The 17,952-nt window shown below is 66.2% G+C and carries 19 protein-coding genes and 1 tRNA gene; 14 read left to right on the top strand and 6 right to left on the bottom strand.

What is annotated here, in order from left to right:
* Positions 1-29 precede the first annotated feature (29 nt).
* From ACZ5VC_RS15060 to ACZ5VC_RS15050, 3 genes are all read right to left on the bottom strand, one after another.
* Positions 30-779 carry a TrmH family RNA methyltransferase gene (locus ACZ5VC_RS15060; protein ID WP_469120476.1) on the bottom strand — a complete coding sequence of 250 codons (750 nt, stop codon included), beginning with the start codon at positions 777-779 and terminating at the stop codon, positions 30-32.
* Positions 776-1,915, bottom strand: a complete 1,140-nt coding sequence (locus ACZ5VC_RS15055; protein ID WP_469120808.1) for an HTTM domain-containing protein — start codon at positions 1,913-1,915, stop codon at positions 776-778. The genes ACZ5VC_RS15060 and ACZ5VC_RS15055 overlap by 4 nt, the downstream gene beginning before the upstream one ends.
* Before the next feature lie 98 nt (positions 1,916-2,013).
* Entirely contained in the window at positions 2,014-2,913 is a 900-nt protein-coding gene (locus ACZ5VC_RS15050) for a DUF5819 family protein (protein WP_469120475.1), read from the bottom strand.
* Between the two features lie 112 nt (positions 2,914-3,025).
* On the opposite strand from ACZ5VC_RS15050, the gene paaA reads away from it, so the two are divergent.
* The 6 genes from paaA (at position 3,026) to ACZ5VC_RS15020 (ending at position 7,868) form a co-directional block, all read left to right on the top strand.
* Complete coding sequence (paaA, locus tag ACZ5VC_RS15045; protein ID WP_469120474.1) at positions 3,026-4,015, top strand: 1,2-phenylacetyl-CoA epoxidase subunit PaaA; 990 nt, start codon at positions 3,026-3,028, stop codon at positions 4,013-4,015.
* Positions 4,012-4,299 (top strand): 1,2-phenylacetyl-CoA epoxidase subunit PaaB, encoded by a 288-nt coding sequence (gene paaB, locus ACZ5VC_RS15040; protein WP_469120473.1) that lies wholly within the window; start codon positions 4,012-4,014, stop codon positions 4,297-4,299. The genes paaA and paaB overlap by 4 nt, the downstream gene beginning before the upstream one ends.
* On the top strand, positions 4,296-5,069 hold the full coding sequence (gene paaC / locus ACZ5VC_RS15035; RefSeq protein ID WP_469120472.1) for a 1,2-phenylacetyl-CoA epoxidase subunit PaaC: 774 nt from the start codon (positions 4,296-4,298) through the stop codon (positions 5,067-5,069). Before paaB ends, paaC begins: the two co-directional genes overlap by 4 nt.
* On the top strand, positions 5,063-5,557 hold the full coding sequence (gene paaD, locus ACZ5VC_RS15030) for a 1,2-phenylacetyl-CoA epoxidase subunit PaaD (protein ID WP_469120471.1): 495 nt from the start codon (positions 5,063-5,065) through the stop codon (positions 5,555-5,557). Before paaC ends, paaD begins: the two co-directional genes overlap by 7 nt.
* Entirely contained in the window at positions 5,558-6,616 is a 1,059-nt protein-coding gene (locus ACZ5VC_RS15025) for a 2Fe-2S iron-sulfur cluster-binding protein (RefSeq protein ID WP_469120470.1), read from the top strand. It abuts the gene before it with no gap.
* Positions 6,617-6,716: 100 nt separating this feature from the next.
* Positions 6,717-7,868 carry an acyl-CoA dehydrogenase family protein gene (locus ACZ5VC_RS15020; RefSeq protein ID WP_469120469.1) on the top strand — a complete coding sequence of 384 codons (1,152 nt, stop codon included), beginning with the start codon at positions 6,717-6,719 and terminating at the stop codon, positions 7,866-7,868.
* A 65-nt stretch (positions 7,869-7,933) separates the two neighbouring features.
* Here ACZ5VC_RS15020 and ACZ5VC_RS15015 read toward each other — a convergent pair whose 3' ends face one another.
* From ACZ5VC_RS15015 to ACZ5VC_RS15005, 3 genes are all read right to left on the bottom strand, one after another.
* Positions 7,934-8,278 carry a rhodanese-like domain-containing protein gene (locus ACZ5VC_RS15015; protein WP_469120468.1) on the bottom strand — a complete coding sequence of 115 codons (345 nt, stop codon included), beginning with the start codon at positions 8,276-8,278 and terminating at the stop codon, positions 7,934-7,936.
* 74 nt (positions 8,279-8,352) lie between these two features.
* A complete protein-coding gene (locus ACZ5VC_RS15010) occupies positions 8,353-9,261 on the bottom strand; it encodes a J domain-containing protein (protein ID WP_469120467.1) in 909 nt (302 codons plus the stop codon).
* Positions 9,262-9,389: 128 nt separating this feature from the next.
* Positions 9,390-9,809: a DUF2252 family protein gene (locus ACZ5VC_RS15005; RefSeq protein WP_469120466.1), complete on the bottom strand. Its 420-nt coding sequence runs from the start codon at positions 9,807-9,809 to the stop codon at positions 9,390-9,392.
* Between ACZ5VC_RS15005 and ACZ5VC_RS15000 the strand changes: the two genes are divergently transcribed.
* The 8 genes from ACZ5VC_RS15000 (at position 9,754) to ACZ5VC_RS14965 (ending at position 17,913) form a co-directional block, all read left to right on the top strand.
* A complete protein-coding gene (locus ACZ5VC_RS15000) occupies positions 9,754-11,523 on the top strand; it encodes a recombinase family protein (protein ID WP_469120465.1) in 1,770 nt (589 codons plus the stop codon). The genes ACZ5VC_RS15005 and ACZ5VC_RS15000 overlap by 56 nt on opposite strands.
* 437 nt (positions 11,524-11,960) lie before the next feature.
* Positions 11,961-12,033, top strand: a tRNA-Lys gene (locus tag ACZ5VC_RS14995).
* A gap of 82 nt (positions 12,034-12,115) precedes the next feature.
* On the top strand, positions 12,116-12,463 hold the full coding sequence (locus tag ACZ5VC_RS14990; protein ID WP_469120464.1) for an HNH endonuclease: 348 nt from the start codon (positions 12,116-12,118) through the stop codon (positions 12,461-12,463).
* Positions 12,464-12,735: 272 nt separating this feature from the next.
* Complete coding sequence (locus tag ACZ5VC_RS14985) at positions 12,736-13,104, top strand: phage terminase small subunit P27 family (protein ID WP_469120807.1); 369 nt, start codon at positions 12,736-12,738, stop codon at positions 13,102-13,104.
* An 11-nt stretch (positions 13,105-13,115) separates the two neighbouring features.
* Positions 13,116-14,666: a terminase large subunit domain-containing protein gene (locus tag ACZ5VC_RS14980; protein ID WP_469120463.1), complete on the top strand. Its 1,551-nt coding sequence runs from the start codon at positions 13,116-13,118 to the stop codon at positions 14,664-14,666.
* A 163-nt stretch (positions 14,667-14,829) separates the two neighbouring features.
* Positions 14,830-16,062, top strand: a complete 1,233-nt coding sequence (locus ACZ5VC_RS14975; protein ID WP_469120462.1) for a phage portal protein — start codon at positions 14,830-14,832, stop codon at positions 16,060-16,062.
* Positions 16,055-16,708, top strand: a complete 654-nt coding sequence (locus ACZ5VC_RS14970) for an HK97 family phage prohead protease (protein WP_469120461.1) — start codon at positions 16,055-16,057, stop codon at positions 16,706-16,708. The genes ACZ5VC_RS14975 and ACZ5VC_RS14970 overlap by 8 nt, the downstream gene beginning before the upstream one ends.
* Positions 16,709-16,710: 2 nt before the next feature.
* The gene (locus tag ACZ5VC_RS14965; RefSeq protein WP_469120460.1) at positions 16,711-17,913 is read left to right on the top strand and encodes a phage major capsid protein; all 1,203 of its coding nucleotides are present in this window, start codon (positions 16,711-16,713) and stop codon (positions 17,911-17,913) included.
* The last annotated feature ends 39 nt before the right edge of the window (positions 17,914-17,952 follow it).

The following is a 17,952-nucleotide window of genomic DNA, read 5'->3' as shown; positions in this document are numbered from 1 at the left end:
GGATCGGTGCAGGGGAGGGCGCGGGGCCCCTACGAGGGCTCCGCGATCTCCGCGTATCGCTGCACCCACGCGTGCATGGCGATCGCCGCCGCCGCGCCCGCGTTGATGGAGCGGGTCGATCCGAACTGGGCGATCGAGCAGACCATCGTGGCGTGCTCGCGGGCCTCCTCCGTGAGGCCCGGTCCTTCCTGACCGAAGAGCAGCACGCACCGCCGCGGCAGCTCTGTCCGCTCCAGCGGCACGGCTCCGGGAAGATTGTCGATCCCGATGATCGGCAGGCCCTCGGCCGCCGCCCAGGCCGTCAGCGAGTCGGTGTCCGGGTGGTGGCGGACGTGCTGGTAGCGGTCGGTGACCATCGCGCCCCGGCGGTTCCAGCGCCGCCGGCCGACGATGTGGATCTCCTTCGCCAGAAAGGCGTTCGCGGTCCGCACGACCGACCCGATGTTGAAGTCATGACCCCAGTTCTCCACGGCCACATGGAAGTCGTGGCGCCGGGTGTCGAGATCGGCGACGATCGCCTCACGCGACCAGTACCGGTACTGGTCGATCACATTGCGCCGGTCGCCGGCGGCGAGCAGCTCGGGGTCGTACCGCTCGCCGGACGGCCACGGCCCGGGATGCGGGCCGACGCCGATCTCGGTGCCGAAGCCGTCGTCGTACTGAAGCGGCTCTTCGGAGCCGGCACGGCTCGGCGCGTCCGAAAGGCCCCCCGCGGGGATCGCGGGGTCGAGGGGGGCGCCGGCGGGGATCGCGGGGTCGAGGGGGGTCTCGCTGCTCACCCCACGAGAGTACGGGTGGCCTGCCCCTCGGGCGTACGCCGCTGATCGGGCGCCTTCCCGCCGCGCACGCGCGCCAGCAGCCGGTCCTTGCCACCGCCCACCCGTACGCCCAGCCAGACCAGGAAGACCGTCGGGAGGAAGACCGCGTCCGCGGCGATCATCGCGAGCGAGAAGAAGGGCAGTCCGAGCAGCACGGCGATCCCGGCGTGCTCCATCATCATCAGCACCAGCAGCACGTTCTTCACCCGCCTGTTGAAGAGGGTGAAGGGGAACGCGACCTGGACGATGACCGTGCCGTAGGTCAGCGCCATCACCAGCACACCACTGGACGCCAGCAGGTCCGACAGCGCGGGCCACGGCGTGAAGTAGTCGAGCTTGAGCGGGTAGAAGAGCGCGGTGCCGTCCTGCCAGCGAGAGCCCTGGATCTTGTACCAGCCGGCCGTCGCGTAGATCAGGCACACCTCGGCCATGATCACGGCGAGGGTCGCGTTGTGCGCGAGGTTGGCGAAGACGTCCAGCAGGGTCCGCGGCTCGCCGGGCGCGTACCGGCACGCCACCCACCACAGGGCCTGCGCCACCCACAGCCCCCACAGCAGCACCAGCAGCCACACCTCGCCGGTCAGGTCCAGGGAGAGCGTGGTCCGGACGAGGAAGACGCCCAGGACCGCCCACAGCAGGGGCCCCACCCAGTCGCGGGAGGGCGACGCCGGGTCCTCACGGCGCGAGGCGCGGCGGGCGTCCAGCGACCAGACCTGCGCGCAGCGCGTGAGGACGAGATACACGGCCACCAGGTGGATGACGTTGTCGCCGCCGTCCCCCATGAAGATGGACCGGTTCTGCAGCGACAGCACGCCCACCATGAAGACCACCGACATGGCGCGTGTCCGCCAGCCGAGCATCAGCAGCACGCTGGAGAGCACGGCGAACGCGTAGACACACTCGAACCAGACGGTGGAGTCCGACCACATGAGGATGGTGAACGCGTCGTTGTCGGCGATCAGCTCACGGGCCATGTCCCAGCCCCAGGGGCCGTCGGGGCCGTAGAGCTCCCGGCGGTGGGGCAGCTCCCGCAGAAGGAAGAACAGCCACGCCGCGGAGAAGCCGATGCGGACGATGGCGCTCTGGTACGGGCCCATGGCCGTGCCGGTGACACGCTGCGCGGCGCGGGCGAGCCGGCGGTCGAGGGGCTCGCGCGGCTCGGGGGCCGAGGCGGGGGTGGTGGTCGCGATGTGGCTCACTTGCCCGCCTCCGTGGCCGTACGGTCGTTGCGGACACCGCCGGGCAGGTCCGCGGCGGTCACCGACCACCAGGGCGCGACCCGGTAGAAGGGGCGGTTGTCGCTCTTGTCCTGGCTCCACGGGGGCGCCTCGACCGAGCGGGTCGCGGAGCGCAGCTGGATCCGCTCCACCTTGCCGCCCAGGGCGCGCTCGTCGAGCCGCAGCATCACGATGCGGCGGACGTAGCGCTCGGAGAGCCGGCCACGCAGGCCGTTGGGCTGGTTCTTGTCGTTGTGCGTGTTGACGTAGAAGTCCCATCCCCTGCGCAGCTCGTTCTGCTCCACATGGCTGGGCAGAAGGCTCCCGCGGATGGCCTCGGCGTCCTCGGCCGACAGATCGATCCACCCTGTCGTCCGGCGGCCGCCGTCGGACCCGGCGATCTCGGCGCGGGCCTCGACGGAGATGTTCTGCTGGAGGGGGTTGGGAGCGAAGAGCTTCCAGTTCTGCTCGAACTCGGGGTAGACCCAGCTGTCGATCGCGGCGCCGTTCTGCTTGGTCAGCGTGTTCGACGGCGCGACATGCAGAAAGATCATCGCCACATGCGCGCAGGCCAGAACGCCGATGACGGCGAGGGCGACGGCGGCGACCACCTGGTACGGAAGCGAGAGCGCGGCTATGCCCGCGCCCGGGTTTCTCGCGCCGGCCGGGCCTTCACCCGTGTCCTCGCCGGTGCTTTCGCCCGCGCGGGCTACTCCGGGCTGACCGCCGAAGGCGCCCGGCGAGCCGGCCACTCGGGGTGATCCGGTTGATTCCTCGGAGCCTGCGGGCTGATCACCCGCCGTATAAGCCGTGGTCAGGGGCCCTGGGCCGCGCTCACCGCGCCCGACGCGCCCGCTCTCGTCGTCGTACGAGTCCATCCCGCCCCGATCCCCGTCGGTCCACAGCAGTTATCCACAGGGTTGACACCTTACGGGCCGCCGACTCACCATTGAAGTCGTTCAACCGAACGATCGGTCGGTAGGGGGTTCGATGACGGCAGTGACGGCGGTGACAGCAGTGACTACGGACACGCGAGACGCGGCCGAGGCGCAGGCGACCTATGAAGCGGACTTCGACGCCGCCGTAGCAGCCGACGAGCGCATCGAGCCGCGCGACTGGATGCCCGACGCGTACCGCGCGTCACTCGTCCGGCAGATAGCCCAGCACGCCCACTCCGAAATCATCGGCATGCAGCCCGAGGCGAACTGGATCACCCGGGCGCCCTCCCTGCGCCGCAAGGCGATCCTCATGGCCAAGGTGCAGGACGAGGCCGGACACGGCCTCTACCTGTACAGCGCCGCGGAGACCCTCGGCACCGGCCGCGACGAGCTGCTCGACAAGCTCCACTCCGGCCGCCAGAAGTACTCCTCGATCTTCAACTACCCCACGCTGACCTGGGCCGACGTCGGCGCCATCGGCTGGCTCGTGGACGGCGCCGCGATCACCAACCAGGTGCCGCTGTGCCGCTGCTCCTACGGCCCGTACGCACGCGCCATGGTGCGGATCTGCAAGGAGGAGTCCTTCCACCAGCGCCAGGGATACGAATCGCTCCTCGCCCTCTCCCAGGGCACCGAGGCCCAGCACGCCATGGCTCAGGACGCGGTGAACCGGTGGTGGTGGCCCTCACTGATGATGTTCGGCCCGCCGGACGACGAGTCCGCGCACTCGGCCCAGTCGATGGCCTGGAAGATCAAGCGGCACTCCAACGACGAACTGCGCCAGCGTTTCGTCGACATAGCCGTCCCCCAGGCCGAGGCACTGGGACTGACGCTCCCCGACCCCGACCTGCGGTGGAACGAGGAGCGCGGGCACTACGACTTCGGACCCATCGACTGGACCGAATTCTGGGACGTCCTCAAGGGCAACGGCCCCTGCAACGAACAGCGGATCAGCAGGCGACGCCAGGCACACGAAGACGGAGCCTGGGTCAGAGAAGCAGCGGCGGCATACGCCGCGAAGCACGGGGAGGCACGGGCATGACGACCGACGGCTGGCCACTGTGGGAGGTCTTCGTGCGCTCACGCCGCGGCCTGTCCCACACTCACGCGGGCAGTCTCCACGCACCCGACGCGGAGATGGCCCTGCGCAACGCGCGCGACCTCTACACCCGCAGGAACGAAGGCGTCTCCCTCTGGGTGGTGCCCTCCGTGGCGATCACCGCCTCCTCCCCCGACGAGAAGGACCCCTTCTTCGAACCGTCGGCCGACAAGCCCTACCGGCACCCGACGTTCTACGAGATCCCCGAGGGGGTGAAGCACCTGTGACCCCGACCGACGGCGCGCCCGCGCCCACGGCGCTCCAGGCGGCCACGCCGGCGACGGACCACCCGCTGAACGCTGCGGCCCTCGCCCTCGGTGACGACGCCCTCGTGCTCTCCCACCGGCTCGGGGAATGGGCGGGCAACGCCCCCGTACTGGAAGAGGAAGTCGCCCTCGCCAACATCGCGCTCGACCTCCTCGGCCAGGCGCGCATCCTGCTCGGCCTCGTCGGCGACGAGGACGAACTGGCGTATCTGCGCGAGGAGCGGGCCTTCCGCAACGTCCAGCTCGTCGAGCAGCCCAACGGCGACTTCGCCCACACCATCGCCCGCCAGCTCTACTTCTCCACCTACCAGCGGCTCCTGTACGGGCGGCTGGCCGCCGGCGACAGCCCCCTCGCCGGACTCGCGGCGAAGGCCGTCAAGGAAGTCACCTACCACCAGGACCACGCCGAACACTGGACCCTGCGGCTCGGCGACGGCACAGCCGACAGCCACGAGCGCATGCGGCAGGCGTGCGAAGCACTGTGGCGCTTCACCGGCGAGATGTTCCAGCCACTGGACGGCCTCGACGTGAACTGGCAGGAGTTGGAAGCCCAGTGGCTCGCCTCGATCACCAAGGTGCTCGAACAGGCCACCCTGACCGTCCCCGAAGGACCCCGGACCGGGGCCTGGACGGCCGGAGCCGGACGACAGGGACTGCACACCGAGCCGTTCGGACGGATGCTCGCCGAAATGCAGCACCTGCACCGCAGCCACCCGGGGGCGACATGGTGACCATGACGCCGCTCGAGGAGGAGCTGAGCCGACTCGCCGGCTCCGTTCCCGACCCCGAGCTGCCCGTACTGACCCTGGAAGAGCTCGGGGTGCTGCGCGGCGTCCAGGTCCTCGGGCCCGGCAAGGTGGAGGTCGAGCTGACCCCGACCTACACCGGCTGCCCGGCGATCGAGGCGATGTCCTCCGACATCGAGCGGGTCCTGCACGAACACGGCATCCCCGAGGTGTCGGTGGTCACCGTCCTCTCCCCGGCCTGGTCCACGGACGACATCAGCGAGGAGGGGCGGCGCAAGCTCTCCGAGTTCGGAATAGCCCCGCCCCGCCACCAGGGGAACGCCGGTCCCGTGGCACTGACCCTCGCCATCAGATGCCCGCACTGCGGGTCGACCGAGACCGAGCTGCTGAGCAGGTTCTCCTCCACCGCCTGCAAGGCCCTGCGCCGCTGCAAGGCCTGCCTCGAACCGTTCGACCACTTCAAGGAGTTGTAGATGTTCCATTCGCTCCGTGTGAGCGAGGTCGAGCGGCTGACGGACGACTCGGTCGCCGTGACCTTCGCCGTGCCGCCCGAGCTGCGCGAGACCTTCCGCCACACCCCCGGCCAGCATCTCGCCCTGCGCCGGACCACCGGTGACGAGGAGATCCGGCGCACGTACTCGATCTGCACCGCCGCGGCTCCCGCCGGCGAGAACCCGGTGCTGCGCGTGGGCATCCGGCTGGTCGAGGGAGGAGAGTTCTCGACCTTCGCGCTCAAGGAACTCGCCGTGGGGCACACGGTCGAGGTCATGGAACCCATGGGCCGCTTCGTACTGGAACCGCGGCCCGGCCACTTCGCTGCCATCGTCGGCGGCAGCGGCATCACCCCCGTACTGTCCATCGCCTCCACGCTGCTGATGCGCGAGCCCGAAGCTCGGTTCTGCCTGATCCGCAGCGACCGCACCGTGGCCTCGACGATGTTCCTGGACGAGGTCGCCGACCTGAAGGACCGCTTCCCCGACCGCTTCCAGCTGGTCACCGTGCTGTCCCGGGAGGAGCAGCAGTCCGGGCTGCCGTCCGGACGGCTGGACCAGGAGCGGCTGACCGGGCTCCTGCCCGCGCTGCTGCCGGTCGCCGAGGTGGACGGCTGGTTCCTGTGCGGGCCCTTCGGCCTCGTCCAGGGGGCCGAGCGGACCCTGCGCGGACTCGGTGTGGAGCGGAGCCGTATCCACCAGGAGATCTTCCATGTCGACGGCAGCCCGGCGCCCACGCCGGCCGCCTCGTCCGGCACACCCGCGCACGCGCAGCTGACCGCGACCCTGCACGGCCGCTCGGGCAACTGGCCCGTGAAGGAAGGCGATTCACTGCTGGAGACGGTGCTGCGGGCCCGCCCGGACGCCCCGTACGCCTGCAAGGGCGGCGTGTGCGGCACCTGCCGGGCCTTCCTGGTCCGCGGCGAGGTGCGCATGGACCGCAACTTCGCCCTGGAGGCGGAGGAGACGGACGCGGGCTATGTGCTGGCCTGCCAGTCCCACCCGGTCACCCCCGAGGTCGAGCTGGACTTCGACCGCTGACCCGAAGGCGCCCCGACGGTCGCCGCCCCATTCCTTTCCGCTAGAACCTGTTCTATCTTGACGGTCCGTCAGATAACGGTGCACCGCGGGAGGACAGGCTGTGGACTTCACCTTCACCGAAGAACAGCAGGCGGCCGTCGAGGCGGCGAAAGCAGTCTTCTCAAGCGTCACACCCGACGCGGTACCAAGCCCCGCACTCACCCCGGGCGCCGTCTCCGACACCTATGACCGGCCACTCTGGGCCCGGCTCGCCACAGCCGACCTGCTCAGCCTGGTCCTCACGCCCGAGCACGGCGGCGCGGGCCTCGATCCCATCGCCCTCTGCCTGGTCCTGCGCGAATCGGCCAAAGCCCTCGCGCGCATCCCCCTGCTCGAAACCAGCGCCGTCGCCATGACCCTCCAGCGATACGCCGACCCCGCGCTGAAGAGCGAAATCCTCCCCCACGTCGGCCGAGGCGAACTCGTCCTCACCGTCGCCGCCAACGGCCGCACCGGACACGATCCCGCCGAACTCGCCGTCACCGCACACCACCACGACGGCACCTGGACCCTCGACGGCACCCAGACCAGCGTGCCCTGGGCCCACTCCGCCGACCACCTCGCCATCCCCGCACACACCACGGACGGCAGGGCCGTCATCGCCCTCGTCCCCCGCGACCACGACGGAATCACCCTCGCCGAGCAGTACTCCACCAACGGCGAACTATTCGCCGAGGTCCACCTCGACTCCGTACGCATCGACAGCCGACAGCTCATCGACACCGACGGCGCCTGGGAATGGCTCCGCGCACTGCTCGCCACCGGAACCTGCGCACTCGCACTCGGCCTGGGCGAAGGCGCCCTCGCCCTGACCAGCGCCTACACCGGAAAACGCGAGCAGTTCGGCCACCCCGTCGCCACCTTCCAAGCCGTCGCCGTCCAAGCCGCCGACCGCTACATCGACCTCCGCGCCATGGAAGTCACCCTCTGGCAGGCCGCCTGGCGCATCAGCACCGGCACCGGCACCGGCACCGGCACCGGCGGGCCCCTGCCCGCCACCGGCGACATCGCCGTCGCCAAAATCTGGGCCTCGGAAGGCGTACGCCGCGTCGTCCAGACCGCCCAACACCTGCACGGCGGCTTCGGCGCGGACACCGACTACCCCCTGCACCGCTACCACGCCTGGGCCAAACACCTGGAGCTCTCACTCGGCCCGGCAGCCGCCCACGAAGAGGAGCTCGGCGATCTCCTCGCCGAACACCCCCTCGGCTGACCCCCAAGGCCGGCGCAGGACCAGAAGCCGAAGCTGCCGAGAAGCCGAAGCTGAGGAAACCAGAGCTACAGAACGAAAGCCGGGCTGCCGTTGTCGGTCACCATCGGACGCCCCGCACCCTCCCACGCGAGCATCCCGCCATCGATGTTCACCGCGTCGATGCCCTGCTGCACCAGGTACTGGGTGACCTGCGCGGACCGACCCCCCACCCGGCACATCACATGGGCACGACGCCCCTCGGCAACCGCCTCGGTCACCTCACCGAAGCGCGCCACGAAGTCACTCATCGGAACGTGCAGCGCACCCTCGACATGACCGGCCGCCCACTCGTCATCCTCACGGACATCCAGCACCAGCCCATCGGCCGGCACCGACGCTGCATCCACCGAGGGCAAGGACGCGAAGTTCATGGGTCAGGCCTTCTCTCGTCTGTACGGCGTGTACGTCTCCCAGTCTGCGCGCACCCGCACAAACCCAGGAAAACCTACTGCACCAGCGCGGACAGCTCCGCCTCACGCTCGGAGACCTGCGCCAGCAACTGCTCGGCGATCTCCTCCAGCAAGCGGTCCGGATCATCAGGCGCCATCCGCAGCATCGCGCCGATCGCACTCTCCTCCAGCCCACGAGCGACCAGCGTCAGCAGCTCCTTGCGCTGCGCCAGCCACTCCAGCCGGGCGTAGAGCTCCTCACTCTCACTGAGCCGGTCAGGCACCGGAACCGGCCCCGCCGCCCACTCGTCGGACAGCTCCCGCAGCAGCCCGGCATCCCCACGCCCGTACGCGGCGTTCACCCGCGTGATGAACTCCTCACGCCGGCCACGCTCCTCGTCGTCCCGCGCCAGATCCGGATGCGCCTTACGAACCAGTTCCCGGTAGAGCTTGCGCGCCTCATCACTGGGCCGTACCCGCTTCGGCGGCTGTACCGGCTGATCGGTCAGCATCGCGGCGGCCTCCGGCGACAGCCCCTCCGAGTCCATCCACTCGTGGAAGAGCTCGTCGACCCCCGGCATCGGCATGACCATCGCCCGGGCCTCCTGCGCCTTGCGCAGATCCTCGGGATCGCCGGTCCGCGCCGCACGGGCCTCGGCGATCAGCGCGTCCAACTCGTCCAGCCTCGAATACATCGGGCCGAGGCGCTGGTGATGCAGCCGGGAAAAGTTCTCCACCTCGACCCGGAAGGTCTCCACGGCGATCTCGAACTCGATCAACGCCTGCTCCGCCACCCGCACAGCCCGCTCGAGCCGCGCCTCGGGCCGCTCGTCATCCCCTGAGCCGCCACCGGCTTCAGGCGCGGTCCCACCATCGACCTGCGGACCGCCGGCCTCGGAGGCCGCAGGGGTCTCGGGGGCCACAGGGGCGTGGGCCTGGCCGTCGTTGTTCAGGGCGTCGTTCATGTCGTCGCTCCGGGTCGTCACTGAACCAGCCTACGGGCCTCGGAGGGGGGCCACCCCCGCCCCCTCCCTCCCCCGCCCCCTACCGCTTGTCCCCGTCCCCGTCGTCCGTCGTCGCGCTCACGACCGGGTCATACGCCCAGCTCCGCAGGCACGCGACCGCTTCTCACCGCTTCGAGCAGGTCGGCGTGGTCTGCTTCGGTGCGGTCCGCGTAGGCGACGGCGAAGCCGGCGATCGCCTCGTCGAGCTCTTCGTTCTTGCCGCAGTACCCGGCTATGAGCCGGGGGTCGGCGCTGTGGGCATGGGCTCTGGCCAGGAGCGCGCCCGTCATGCGTCCGTAGTCGTCGACCTGGTCCGCCGCGAGTGCCGCGGGGTCCACGCTCCCCTTTCGGTTCCGGAACTGCCGGACCTGGAAGGGTCTGCCGTCGACCGTGGTCCAGCCGAGCAGGCAAACGGCTACACGACATAGGTGGGTCTGAGCTAGGATCATGCCCATGCGGACAGACACGTTGGCGACAGCGACCGAAGTTGCTGCCGGAAGGAAACCCATGCGACGAGCCGTGATCTACGCACGGCAGTCGGAAGCCCGAGAAGACAAGAGTCAAGGAAGCACGATCACTCAGGTTCGTGAGACGACGGACCTGATCAACCGAACCGAAGACCTCAAGCTTACTGAGGTATACGAGGATATCGACTTTTCGGCGTTCAACGGCGAAGAGCGACCCGCGTTTGAGCGCATGTTGAAAGACGCGCGTGCCGGTCTCATTGACGTGATCGTAGTCAACTACCTCAGCAGGCTTTCGCGCGAAGAACCAAAAGACGCACTGCCCGTAATCCTTGAGTTGCAGCGCCTAGGGGTGCAATTCATCAGCGTTTACGAAGGTGCGGTGACAGACGACCTTATCGGTCTCGTCACCCTTCTCATGCGGCTGAACTCGTCATGGGAGGAAAGCCGGAACAAGAGCCTTGCGGTAAGCGGCACGAAGAAAACTCTCAAGGCAGCCGGCGGGTTTGTCGGGGGCGTTCCGCCGTTCGGCTTCCGCACCGAAGTGAAGCAACTCGAAAACCTCACGATTCGGGTGCTCGTCCCTGAGCCGGACGAAGTCAAAGTGATTCAGGACGTGGTGGACCGCATCCTTAAGTACAAGGACGTTCCATACGTTCCCGGAAAGCCTCACCCCGGATCGCTCACGGGCGTGTGCGCGTGGCTCAACGAAACCGGTGTGCCTACGCGGGGAATCGCGTCACACGCGAAGCGCGGGATTGCCGCCCCTTCGTGGAAGGTGACCACTCTCCGCCGCGTGCTCACTGATCCGCGTCTCATGGGACACCAAACGGAACCCATGTACGAGACCGTTCCCAAGAAGGACGGTAAGGGGACGTGGAAAAAGCGGATCGGGTACCGCAGCGTTCGGGACGAGAAGGGTCGTCCCGTGATCTCTCACAAGCCGATCGTTGACCCGATCCGGTACCACGAGCTACAGAAGTGCCTTGCCATTGCCAAGGAGACGAGCGCGCCAAAGGGAACGTCCCTGACGCGCGGTGACTCGCTTCTGTCCGCGCTGGGGGTGCTCTTCTGCGAAGGCGCGCACACCATGTGCAAACAGGCCGGCAAGACCGCTGCCATGACGACCTATACGTGTCAGCGCAAGAAGGGGGTCACGAGCACGCACGAAGGCACCGTTGCCGTACTCCGTGACCGGCTGGACAAGTACGTTGCCGAACGGGTCTTGAAGCGGCTCAACGCGCTGGACTACGAAGACCCTGACGACATTGCCCTTCTCGTGGAAGCCACGCAACGCTTCACCGCGAAGCACGCTGCCCCCGACGTGGCTGCCGACAAGCAATCCGTCACGATCGAACGGGCCGACTACAAGGCCGCGCTTGCTGAGCTGTGGGACGACTTTGACGCGGGTGTCTACAAGGGCACCATGGGGCGTGACCGGTTCATCAAGAAGCGCGACGACCTTGAGGCAGCCATACAGCGCTGTGACGAGCGTCTGACGGAGCTTGAGGGCAAGGTTCCGACGCTCGTGAGCCCGAAGGTCTGGACGGAGACGAAGGAACCCGGCGGGGACATGACCGGGGAAGGCTCGTGGTGGTACAGCGCGTCCATGACCGAACGGCGCGACTTCGTAACGCTCTTCGTGGACAAGATCGTTGTTGCGAAGGCTCCGAACTTCGGCACCGGGTACGAGCCCGTTCCGATTGAAGACCGCGTCAAGATCACATGGGCGAAGCCGAAGGAAGGCAGCGCGAAGTAACGAGCACAGCGGGAAGGGGGCCGATCCTTCGGGGTCGGTCCTCTTTTTGTGCCTTCAACTCGTTAGTTAGCCTAACTAGTATACCGTTCCGTGACACACCCTACACGAGCCCCCTTGAGGAATCCCCTGCCTGACCTGGGCTTGTGCACTAGTGCAGCTTTGTACTTGATCTTGATAACACCTTAGAAAAGCTATAGAGAAACCGGAGGAGCTTGCAAACCTGCAAACCTGCACCCTGCCCGCTGTCAGCCGGCGGACCACAGCAACCCCCCGCGCGGGAATCCCCTCCGCTCTAGGGAATCCCTTTAGCTCTAGTAAGGGTGAGCCGGAAGAGGTAACGCGCACCCTTCCACACCGAACACGGCGGTCAGAACCCACCGGCTCAACGGTGCCTTGAGTGCTCCCCGGTCTCTCTCCGGGTTGCAGCCCAGGGCTCCGGGTCGGTAGCTCAATTGGCAGAGCAACGGGCTCTTAACCCGTGCGTTGTAGGTTCAAGTCCTACCCGACCCACTCACGTTCAGCCCACTCTCAAGAGTAGGCAGGGGGGTGCTTCCCATAGGGGGGTGCCCACGAAGAGGGGGGAGGGTAGCCCATGCGTACACGGTGTCTTGAGTGTCGAGAGTGGGCTACCCATAGCGGCAGGTGTGCACTGCACCACAGCCACTACACAGCGCGTAGGTCAGTGCAGTCACACGTGAAGCGGCGTGAGGCTATAGCCCGTGGCAACAATGCTGCGGCTCGTCTCCGTAAGGCTGTGCGTAAGGCCGTGGCTGGACAGTGCGCCATGTGCCTTCGCGTGTACCTGCCTTCTCAGGTGGACATTGACCACGTGCTTCCCCTTGCTCGTGGTGGTGAGGACATAGACAGCAATGTTCAAGTGCTGTGCAAGTCATGCCACAAGACGAAGACGGCAATGGACTTCGGCAAGCGCCCCTTCTAGGTAGGGGGAGAGTGGTCCGAAAGTTCGCCGCATTACCTCTCAGCGATCCCGGCCCCAGCTCGGAAAACGCGCGCTAGGTGTACGGCCGTTTTTGGACGGAGCGTCACCGCGCTCACCTGGGGTCACGTTGAGAATGACCCACTTTGTACCCGCCACGAAGGCACCCGCTAAGGGGGATGAACGCTCCGTTAGGGGGTGCCATGAGCCACGCTAAGAGCCCTGAGCTACGCACCGGGAACGCCAACTACGCCGCTGAGGCTGAGGCACCGATTGTGTACGAAGGTCGTGCTCCCCGTGCTCCGGGTCACCTGGGTTCCACGGGCAAGGAGATTTGGCGCGCTGTCTGGCAAGCCGGCTCCGGTGCCTACTCCCCCGACACTGACCGCAACCTGATTCTCCGGTACGCGGAACTGTACGACCGACGCTCCCAGCTCCTTGACGCTGTGGACGCTGACGGTCTCATGACGATTGGCAGCACGGGTCAGCCTGTTGTGCACCCGGCAATGCGGTACGTCGAGAGCACGGAGAAGGAACTTCGCGCTATCGAGACCGTCATTGGATTCACGCCCGAAGCTCGTATGCGTCTAGGGATCGTGGCTGCCGAAGCCCGCAAGGTTCAAGCGGGACCCGAAGACTTCTGAGGCGGTGACCGGTGAGCAAGATTGACCCGGTCATCTCTCGGCACATTCCCGCTGACGCTCCCTTCCCTTCGGAGGGGTACCGCGTGGCGAAGTGGATTGAGGAGTTCTGTTACCTGACCGGCTCGTTCGCCGGCCAACGGTTCAAGCTCCTGCCGTGGCAGAAGGAACTACTCGTTGACGCGTACCGCCTTGAGCAAGACGCGTTTGGTCAGTGGAAGCGCAAGCACAGAATGGCAGTCGTGTGCATTGCCCGTAAGAACGGCAAGAGCACCATTGCGGCAGCCATCATGCTTTACCACTTGATCGCTGATCGCGCCGACGCACAACGGCAGGTGATCGCTGCGGCGAATGACCGCAATCAGGCGCGCATGGTTTTCGACGCGGCGAAGCAAATGGTCAACGCGTCCCCGAAGCTCAGCGCCGTGTGCGACGTGCAGCGCGACATTATCCGGTACAAGGACAACACGTACCGGGTCGTGAGCGCGGACGCTGGACGGCAACAGGGCTTGAACCCGTGCGCGGTCTCGTTGGATGAGTACGCGTTCAGCAAGAACGCCGACTTGTTCGACGCGCTGACGCTGGGTTCCGCCGCTCGTAACCAACCCATGACGTGGGTTGTCTCGACAGCCGGCCCGGACCCTGACGGACCGTTCGCCGCGCTGTGCGAGACCGGTGAGCGCGTGAACTCCGGTGAGGTCAACGACCCCACCTTGTTCTATCGCTCGTGGGGTCCGCGTATCGGTGACACGGTTGACCACCTTGACCCCGAAGTGTGGAAGGCGTGTAACCCCTCTTACGAGATCCTGAACGAAGACGACTTCAAGGCAGCCGCTCAGCGGTCAACAGAAGCGTCGTTCCGGATCTACCGCTTGAGTCAGTTCGTCCGTGGCGCGTCCACGTGGCTGCCTCACGGGCTGTGGGACAGCCTTGCGGGTGAGGACAACCTTCTACCTGGGCAAGCCGTTGTGTTGGGCTTTGACGGCTCATGGAAGGGTGACAGCACAGCGCTCGTTGCCTGCCGCGTGGAAGACCTTCGGGTGTTCGTCGTAGGCCACTGGGAAGCCCCCCAGGGTGACGCACATTGGCGCGTGCCCATGCCCGACGTGCGTGAGGCACTGCGGGAAGCGTTGGCAACGTACCGGGTCGTGAACCTTGTCGCTGACCCGTACCGCTGGGAAGAGACCCTTGAGAATCTTGAGGCTGAGGGTTACCCGGTAGAAGCCTTCCCGACGAACTCACTTGCCCGCATGGTGCCTGCCACTCAGGCCGTGTACGACGCGGCTCGTGACGGTCGGATGAGCCACGACGGTAACCCGTCCCTTGCCCGGCACATCGGAAACGCAGTGATCCGTGAAGACGCACGTGGTGCGCGAATCACGAAAGAGCACGCGTCCAGCCGGCGAAAGATTGACCTTGCCGTTGCCATGATCCTTGCCGTTCACGGCGCTGTGATGTGGCGCGAAGACAACGGAGCTTTCGTCAACACGGCGATTCTCGCCACGTACGAAGACGACGAAGGCGTTCACATCATCGGTGGTGAAGCCGGGATGTTTGACGACTAGCCCACTCTCAAGAGTAGGCAGTAAGGGGGACCCGGTGGGTTTCTGGTCTGACCTACTCCGCCGGGGGGAGTCTCCAGCGCTAGCCACTGCCACGGAGTCCCGCGAATGGGTGCCGTACGACCCAAGCTTGTACGGCACCCTTACCGCTGCTTCCGGTGAGCGTGTGACCGCTTCTGACGCGCTTCAAGTGAGCGCGGTCTTCGGTTGCGTCCGTCTTCTCTCGGAGACGATTGCCACGCTGCCCGTTGCCACGTACACGAAGCGTGGTGGGGCTCAGCGTGCGATCACGTCCCCCGATTGGCTGGACTACCCGAACGCGGAGCCGGGGGGCATGGGGCGGATTGACATTCTGTCTCAGACCGTTCTCAGTCTTCTGCTTGACGGGAACGCGTACCTTGCCGTTCGTTGGCAGGGGCCGAACATCGTTGGGCTTGACGTGCTTGACCCCACGTCGATTATCCCGCACATGGTCATGGTGGACGGTCAGCGTCGCAAGGTCTTTGAGGCGTTCGACGTTGACGACGACGGTAACGAAGTCGCTCTTGGATGGTTCACCCCTAGGGACATTCTTCATATCCCAGGGATGATGCTTCCCGGTGAGTTCGCCGGCTGTTCCCCGATCACGTACGCGCGTGAGTCCATCGGTCTTGCTCTCGCTGCACAGAAGTACGGGAGCAAGTTCTTTGCGAACGGGGCTGTCCCCGGTGCCGTAGTTGAAGTGCCGGGCACCATGTCCGAAGACGGGTTGAAGCGTGCGCGCGAAGCGTGGCGCACAGCGAACACGGGCGTTGACAACGCACACCGGGTTGCGCTTCTCACCGAAGGTGCGAAGTTCAGCAAGGTTGCCATGAGCCCGGACGAAGCTCAGTTCTTGCAGACGCGACAGTTTCAGGTTCCTGAGATTGCGCGGATCTTCGGCGTTCCCCCTCACCTGATCAGCGACGCTACGAACTCCACTTCGTGGGGCTCCGGTCTCGCTGAACAGAACATCGCATTCAGCATGTTCTCTCTGCGCCCGTGGCTTGAGCGCATTGAGGCAGGGTTCACGCGCCTTCTGTACGCGGAGACTGCCGACCGCTTCCGGTTCGTCAAGTTCGACCTTGACGAGATCAAGCGCGGGGCTCCGAAGGAACGCATGGAGCTGTACTCACTCGGCTTGCAGAACGGCATTTACAGCATTGACGAAGTGCGTGCAGCCGAAGACCTTCCCCCGCTGCCTGACGGGTTGGGCGAGAGCTACCGCGTTCCCATGAACCTTGCCGAAGTTGGCGCGGAGCCGGAGCCGGAGCCTGAGCCCGTTGTTGAGCCCCCTGCCATCGAACCACCGGCCGGAGACGAGCCGGACGAAGAGAAGCCGGACGAAGAGCCGGCTGACGAAGGGGGCACGGATGACTGACCTTGAACGTAGGTTCGCGGTTAGCCCACCGGAAGAGCGCAAGGCGGACAACGGCGAGATCGTCATGCGCGGGTACGCCTACCGCTTCAACGAGCTGAGTCACGACCTGGGCGGGTTCCGAGAGCGGATCGTTCCCGGTGCCGGGGCTCCGTCGCTGCGACAGAACGACGTTCTTGCCACGTTCAACCACAACGTCAATGCCCTGCTTGGGCGGACGGGTGCGGGGACGCTCCGGGTTGGCGAAGACCGCGAAGGCGGTTGGTACGAGATTGATCTTCCCGACACCACGACCGGCCGTGACGTTGCCACTCTCCTCAAGCGCGGTGACCTTCGCGGTAGCTCCTTCACCTTCCGTGTGCTGGACGGTGGGCAGCGTCGGGCAGACGACGACGACCCTGAGACCGGTCTTCCGGTTCGGGAGATTACGGCCATGGACGTTGCCGAAGTCGGACCGGTGGTGAACCCGGCTTACCCGACCACTCAGGCAGCGCTTCGGTCTGTCGAACAGGCGCTAGGCATTGGGGACTTCGCTCCCCCTCCGCCCGAACCCGAAGAGCGAAACGACCCACCGGCTTCCGACACGGAGCCGGTTTCTTATTTCAACGAGCGTGCACTTCTCCGCGCGCTCAGTAAGGACGGTGTCTGAACATGGACGCTAAGACCCTGAGCGCCAACTTTGAGGCGCGTGAGCGTGCGACCCACGAGCTTCGGGCGCTGACCGACGAGTTCGCCGGCAAGGACATGACCGCTGAGGCGCGCGAGAAGGAGACGAACCTTCTCACTGCCATTGCGGACTTTGACGGTCGGATCAAGCGCGGCGTTGACGCTCTCGCTGCGACTGAGAACGTCACCTCTCTCATGCAGGGACTCAAGGGCACCGGTAGCAAGAAGGGCACTCAGGACAAGCTTGCTGACGCTTCGGCTCAGCTTCGGTCCCTGGGTGGCGCTGACGGGTTCGGCAAGTCCCTTGAGTTCCGTGCTGAGGCGGGGGACGTTGAGGCTCGTACCGTTGACCGTCCGTCCAACCCGAACGTTCTGACCCGTACCCTGTACGGTCAGCTTCTCGCTCAGGCCGTTGAGCGCAGCACGATCATGCGCAACGGTGCGAGCATCGTGACCACGTCCAGCGGTGAGCCGATTGACTTCACCGTTGTCACCGGTCGCGCGTCCGCTTCCATCGTGGGCGAGAACGGGAACATTCCCGAGTCTGAGCCGACCACGATTCAGGTTTCCGTGGGCGCTTACAAGTACGCATACGCGTCCACCGTGTCCAGTGAGTTCATTGCCGATCAGGCGCTTGACCTTGTCGGCTTCCTTGTCGGTGACGCGGGTCCGGCCATTGGTGACGGTATGGGTCGTCACTTCCTGACCGGCACCGGTACGGGTCAGCCGAAGGGCATTTTCACTTCTGCCCCCGCTGCCACTGCCGGGTTCACCCTCACGTCCCCGGACGGTGAGGTTGCCGACGCGCTCATTGACCTGAGCTACGAGCTGACTCAGTCCTACCGTCGTGACGCGAAGTACGTTGTGGCCGACAAGACTGCCGCGCTCATGCGCAAGCTCAAGGACGCGAACGGTCAGTACCTGTGGGCTTCCGGTCTCGTGGCCGGCGCTCCCGACACCTTCAACGGCAAGCCGGTCCTGACCGATGACGGTGTTCCGGCGACGAAGGTTCTGTTCGGTGACCTGAGCAAGTACCGTGTCCGCCTTGCCGGTCCCCTCCGCGTTGAGCGGTCGGTTGATTACAAGTTCCTGAACGATCAGGTCGTGTACCGGTTCATTCAGCGTGCGGACGGTCTCCTTGTGGACGAGCGTTCCGCGAAGGTTCTGACCATCGGTGCGGGTGCCTGATCCCGCTTGACGGGAAGGGGGTCAGCCCACTCTCAAGAG

Source organism: Streptomyces sp. NPDC033174 (assembly GCF_055577795.1).
This window is presented reverse-complemented; position numbering and strand designations above follow the sequence as displayed.

Coding starts and splice junctions, on each gene's coding strand:
- ACZ5VC_RS15025 (WP_469120470.1), top strand. CDS start 5,558: ATGTTCCATTCGCTCCGTGTGAGCGAGGTCGAGCGGCTGACGGACGAC.
- ACZ5VC_RS14990 (WP_469120464.1), top strand. CDS start 12,116: ATGCGTACACGGTGTCTTGAGTGTCGAGAGTGGGCTACCCATAGCGGC.
- ACZ5VC_RS15010 (WP_469120467.1), bottom strand. CDS start 9,261: ATGAACGACGCCCTGAACAACGACGGCCAGGCCCACGCCCCTGTGGCC.
- ACZ5VC_RS15000 (WP_469120465.1), top strand. CDS start 9,754: ATGCGGACAGACACGTTGGCGACAGCGACCGAAGTTGCTGCCGGAAGG.
- ACZ5VC_RS14970 (WP_469120461.1), top strand. CDS start 16,055: ATGACTGACCTTGAACGTAGGTTCGCGGTTAGCCCACCGGAAGAGCGC.
- paaB (WP_469120473.1), top strand. CDS start 4,012: ATGACGACCGACGGCTGGCCACTGTGGGAGGTCTTCGTGCGCTCACGC.
- ACZ5VC_RS15015 (WP_469120468.1), bottom strand. CDS start 8,278: ATGAACTTCGCGTCCTTGCCCTCGGTGGATGCAGCGTCGGTGCCGGCC.
- ACZ5VC_RS15055 (WP_469120808.1), bottom strand. CDS start 1,915: ATGGGCCCGTACCAGAGCGCCATCGTCCGCATCGGCTTCTCCGCGGCG.
- paaD (WP_469120471.1), top strand. CDS start 5,063: ATGGTGACCATGACGCCGCTCGAGGAGGAGCTGAGCCGACTCGCCGGC.
- ACZ5VC_RS15050 (WP_469120475.1), bottom strand. CDS start 2,913: ATGGACTCGTACGACGACGAGAGCGGGCGCGTCGGGCGCGGTGAGCGC.
- paaA (WP_469120474.1), top strand. CDS start 3,026: ATGACGGCAGTGACGGCGGTGACAGCAGTGACTACGGACACGCGAGAC.
- ACZ5VC_RS15005 (WP_469120466.1), bottom strand. CDS start 9,809: ATGGGTTTCCTTCCGGCAGCAACTTCGGTCGCTGTCGCCAACGTGTCT.
- ACZ5VC_RS14965 (WP_469120460.1), top strand. CDS start 16,711: ATGGACGCTAAGACCCTGAGCGCCAACTTTGAGGCGCGTGAGCGTGCG.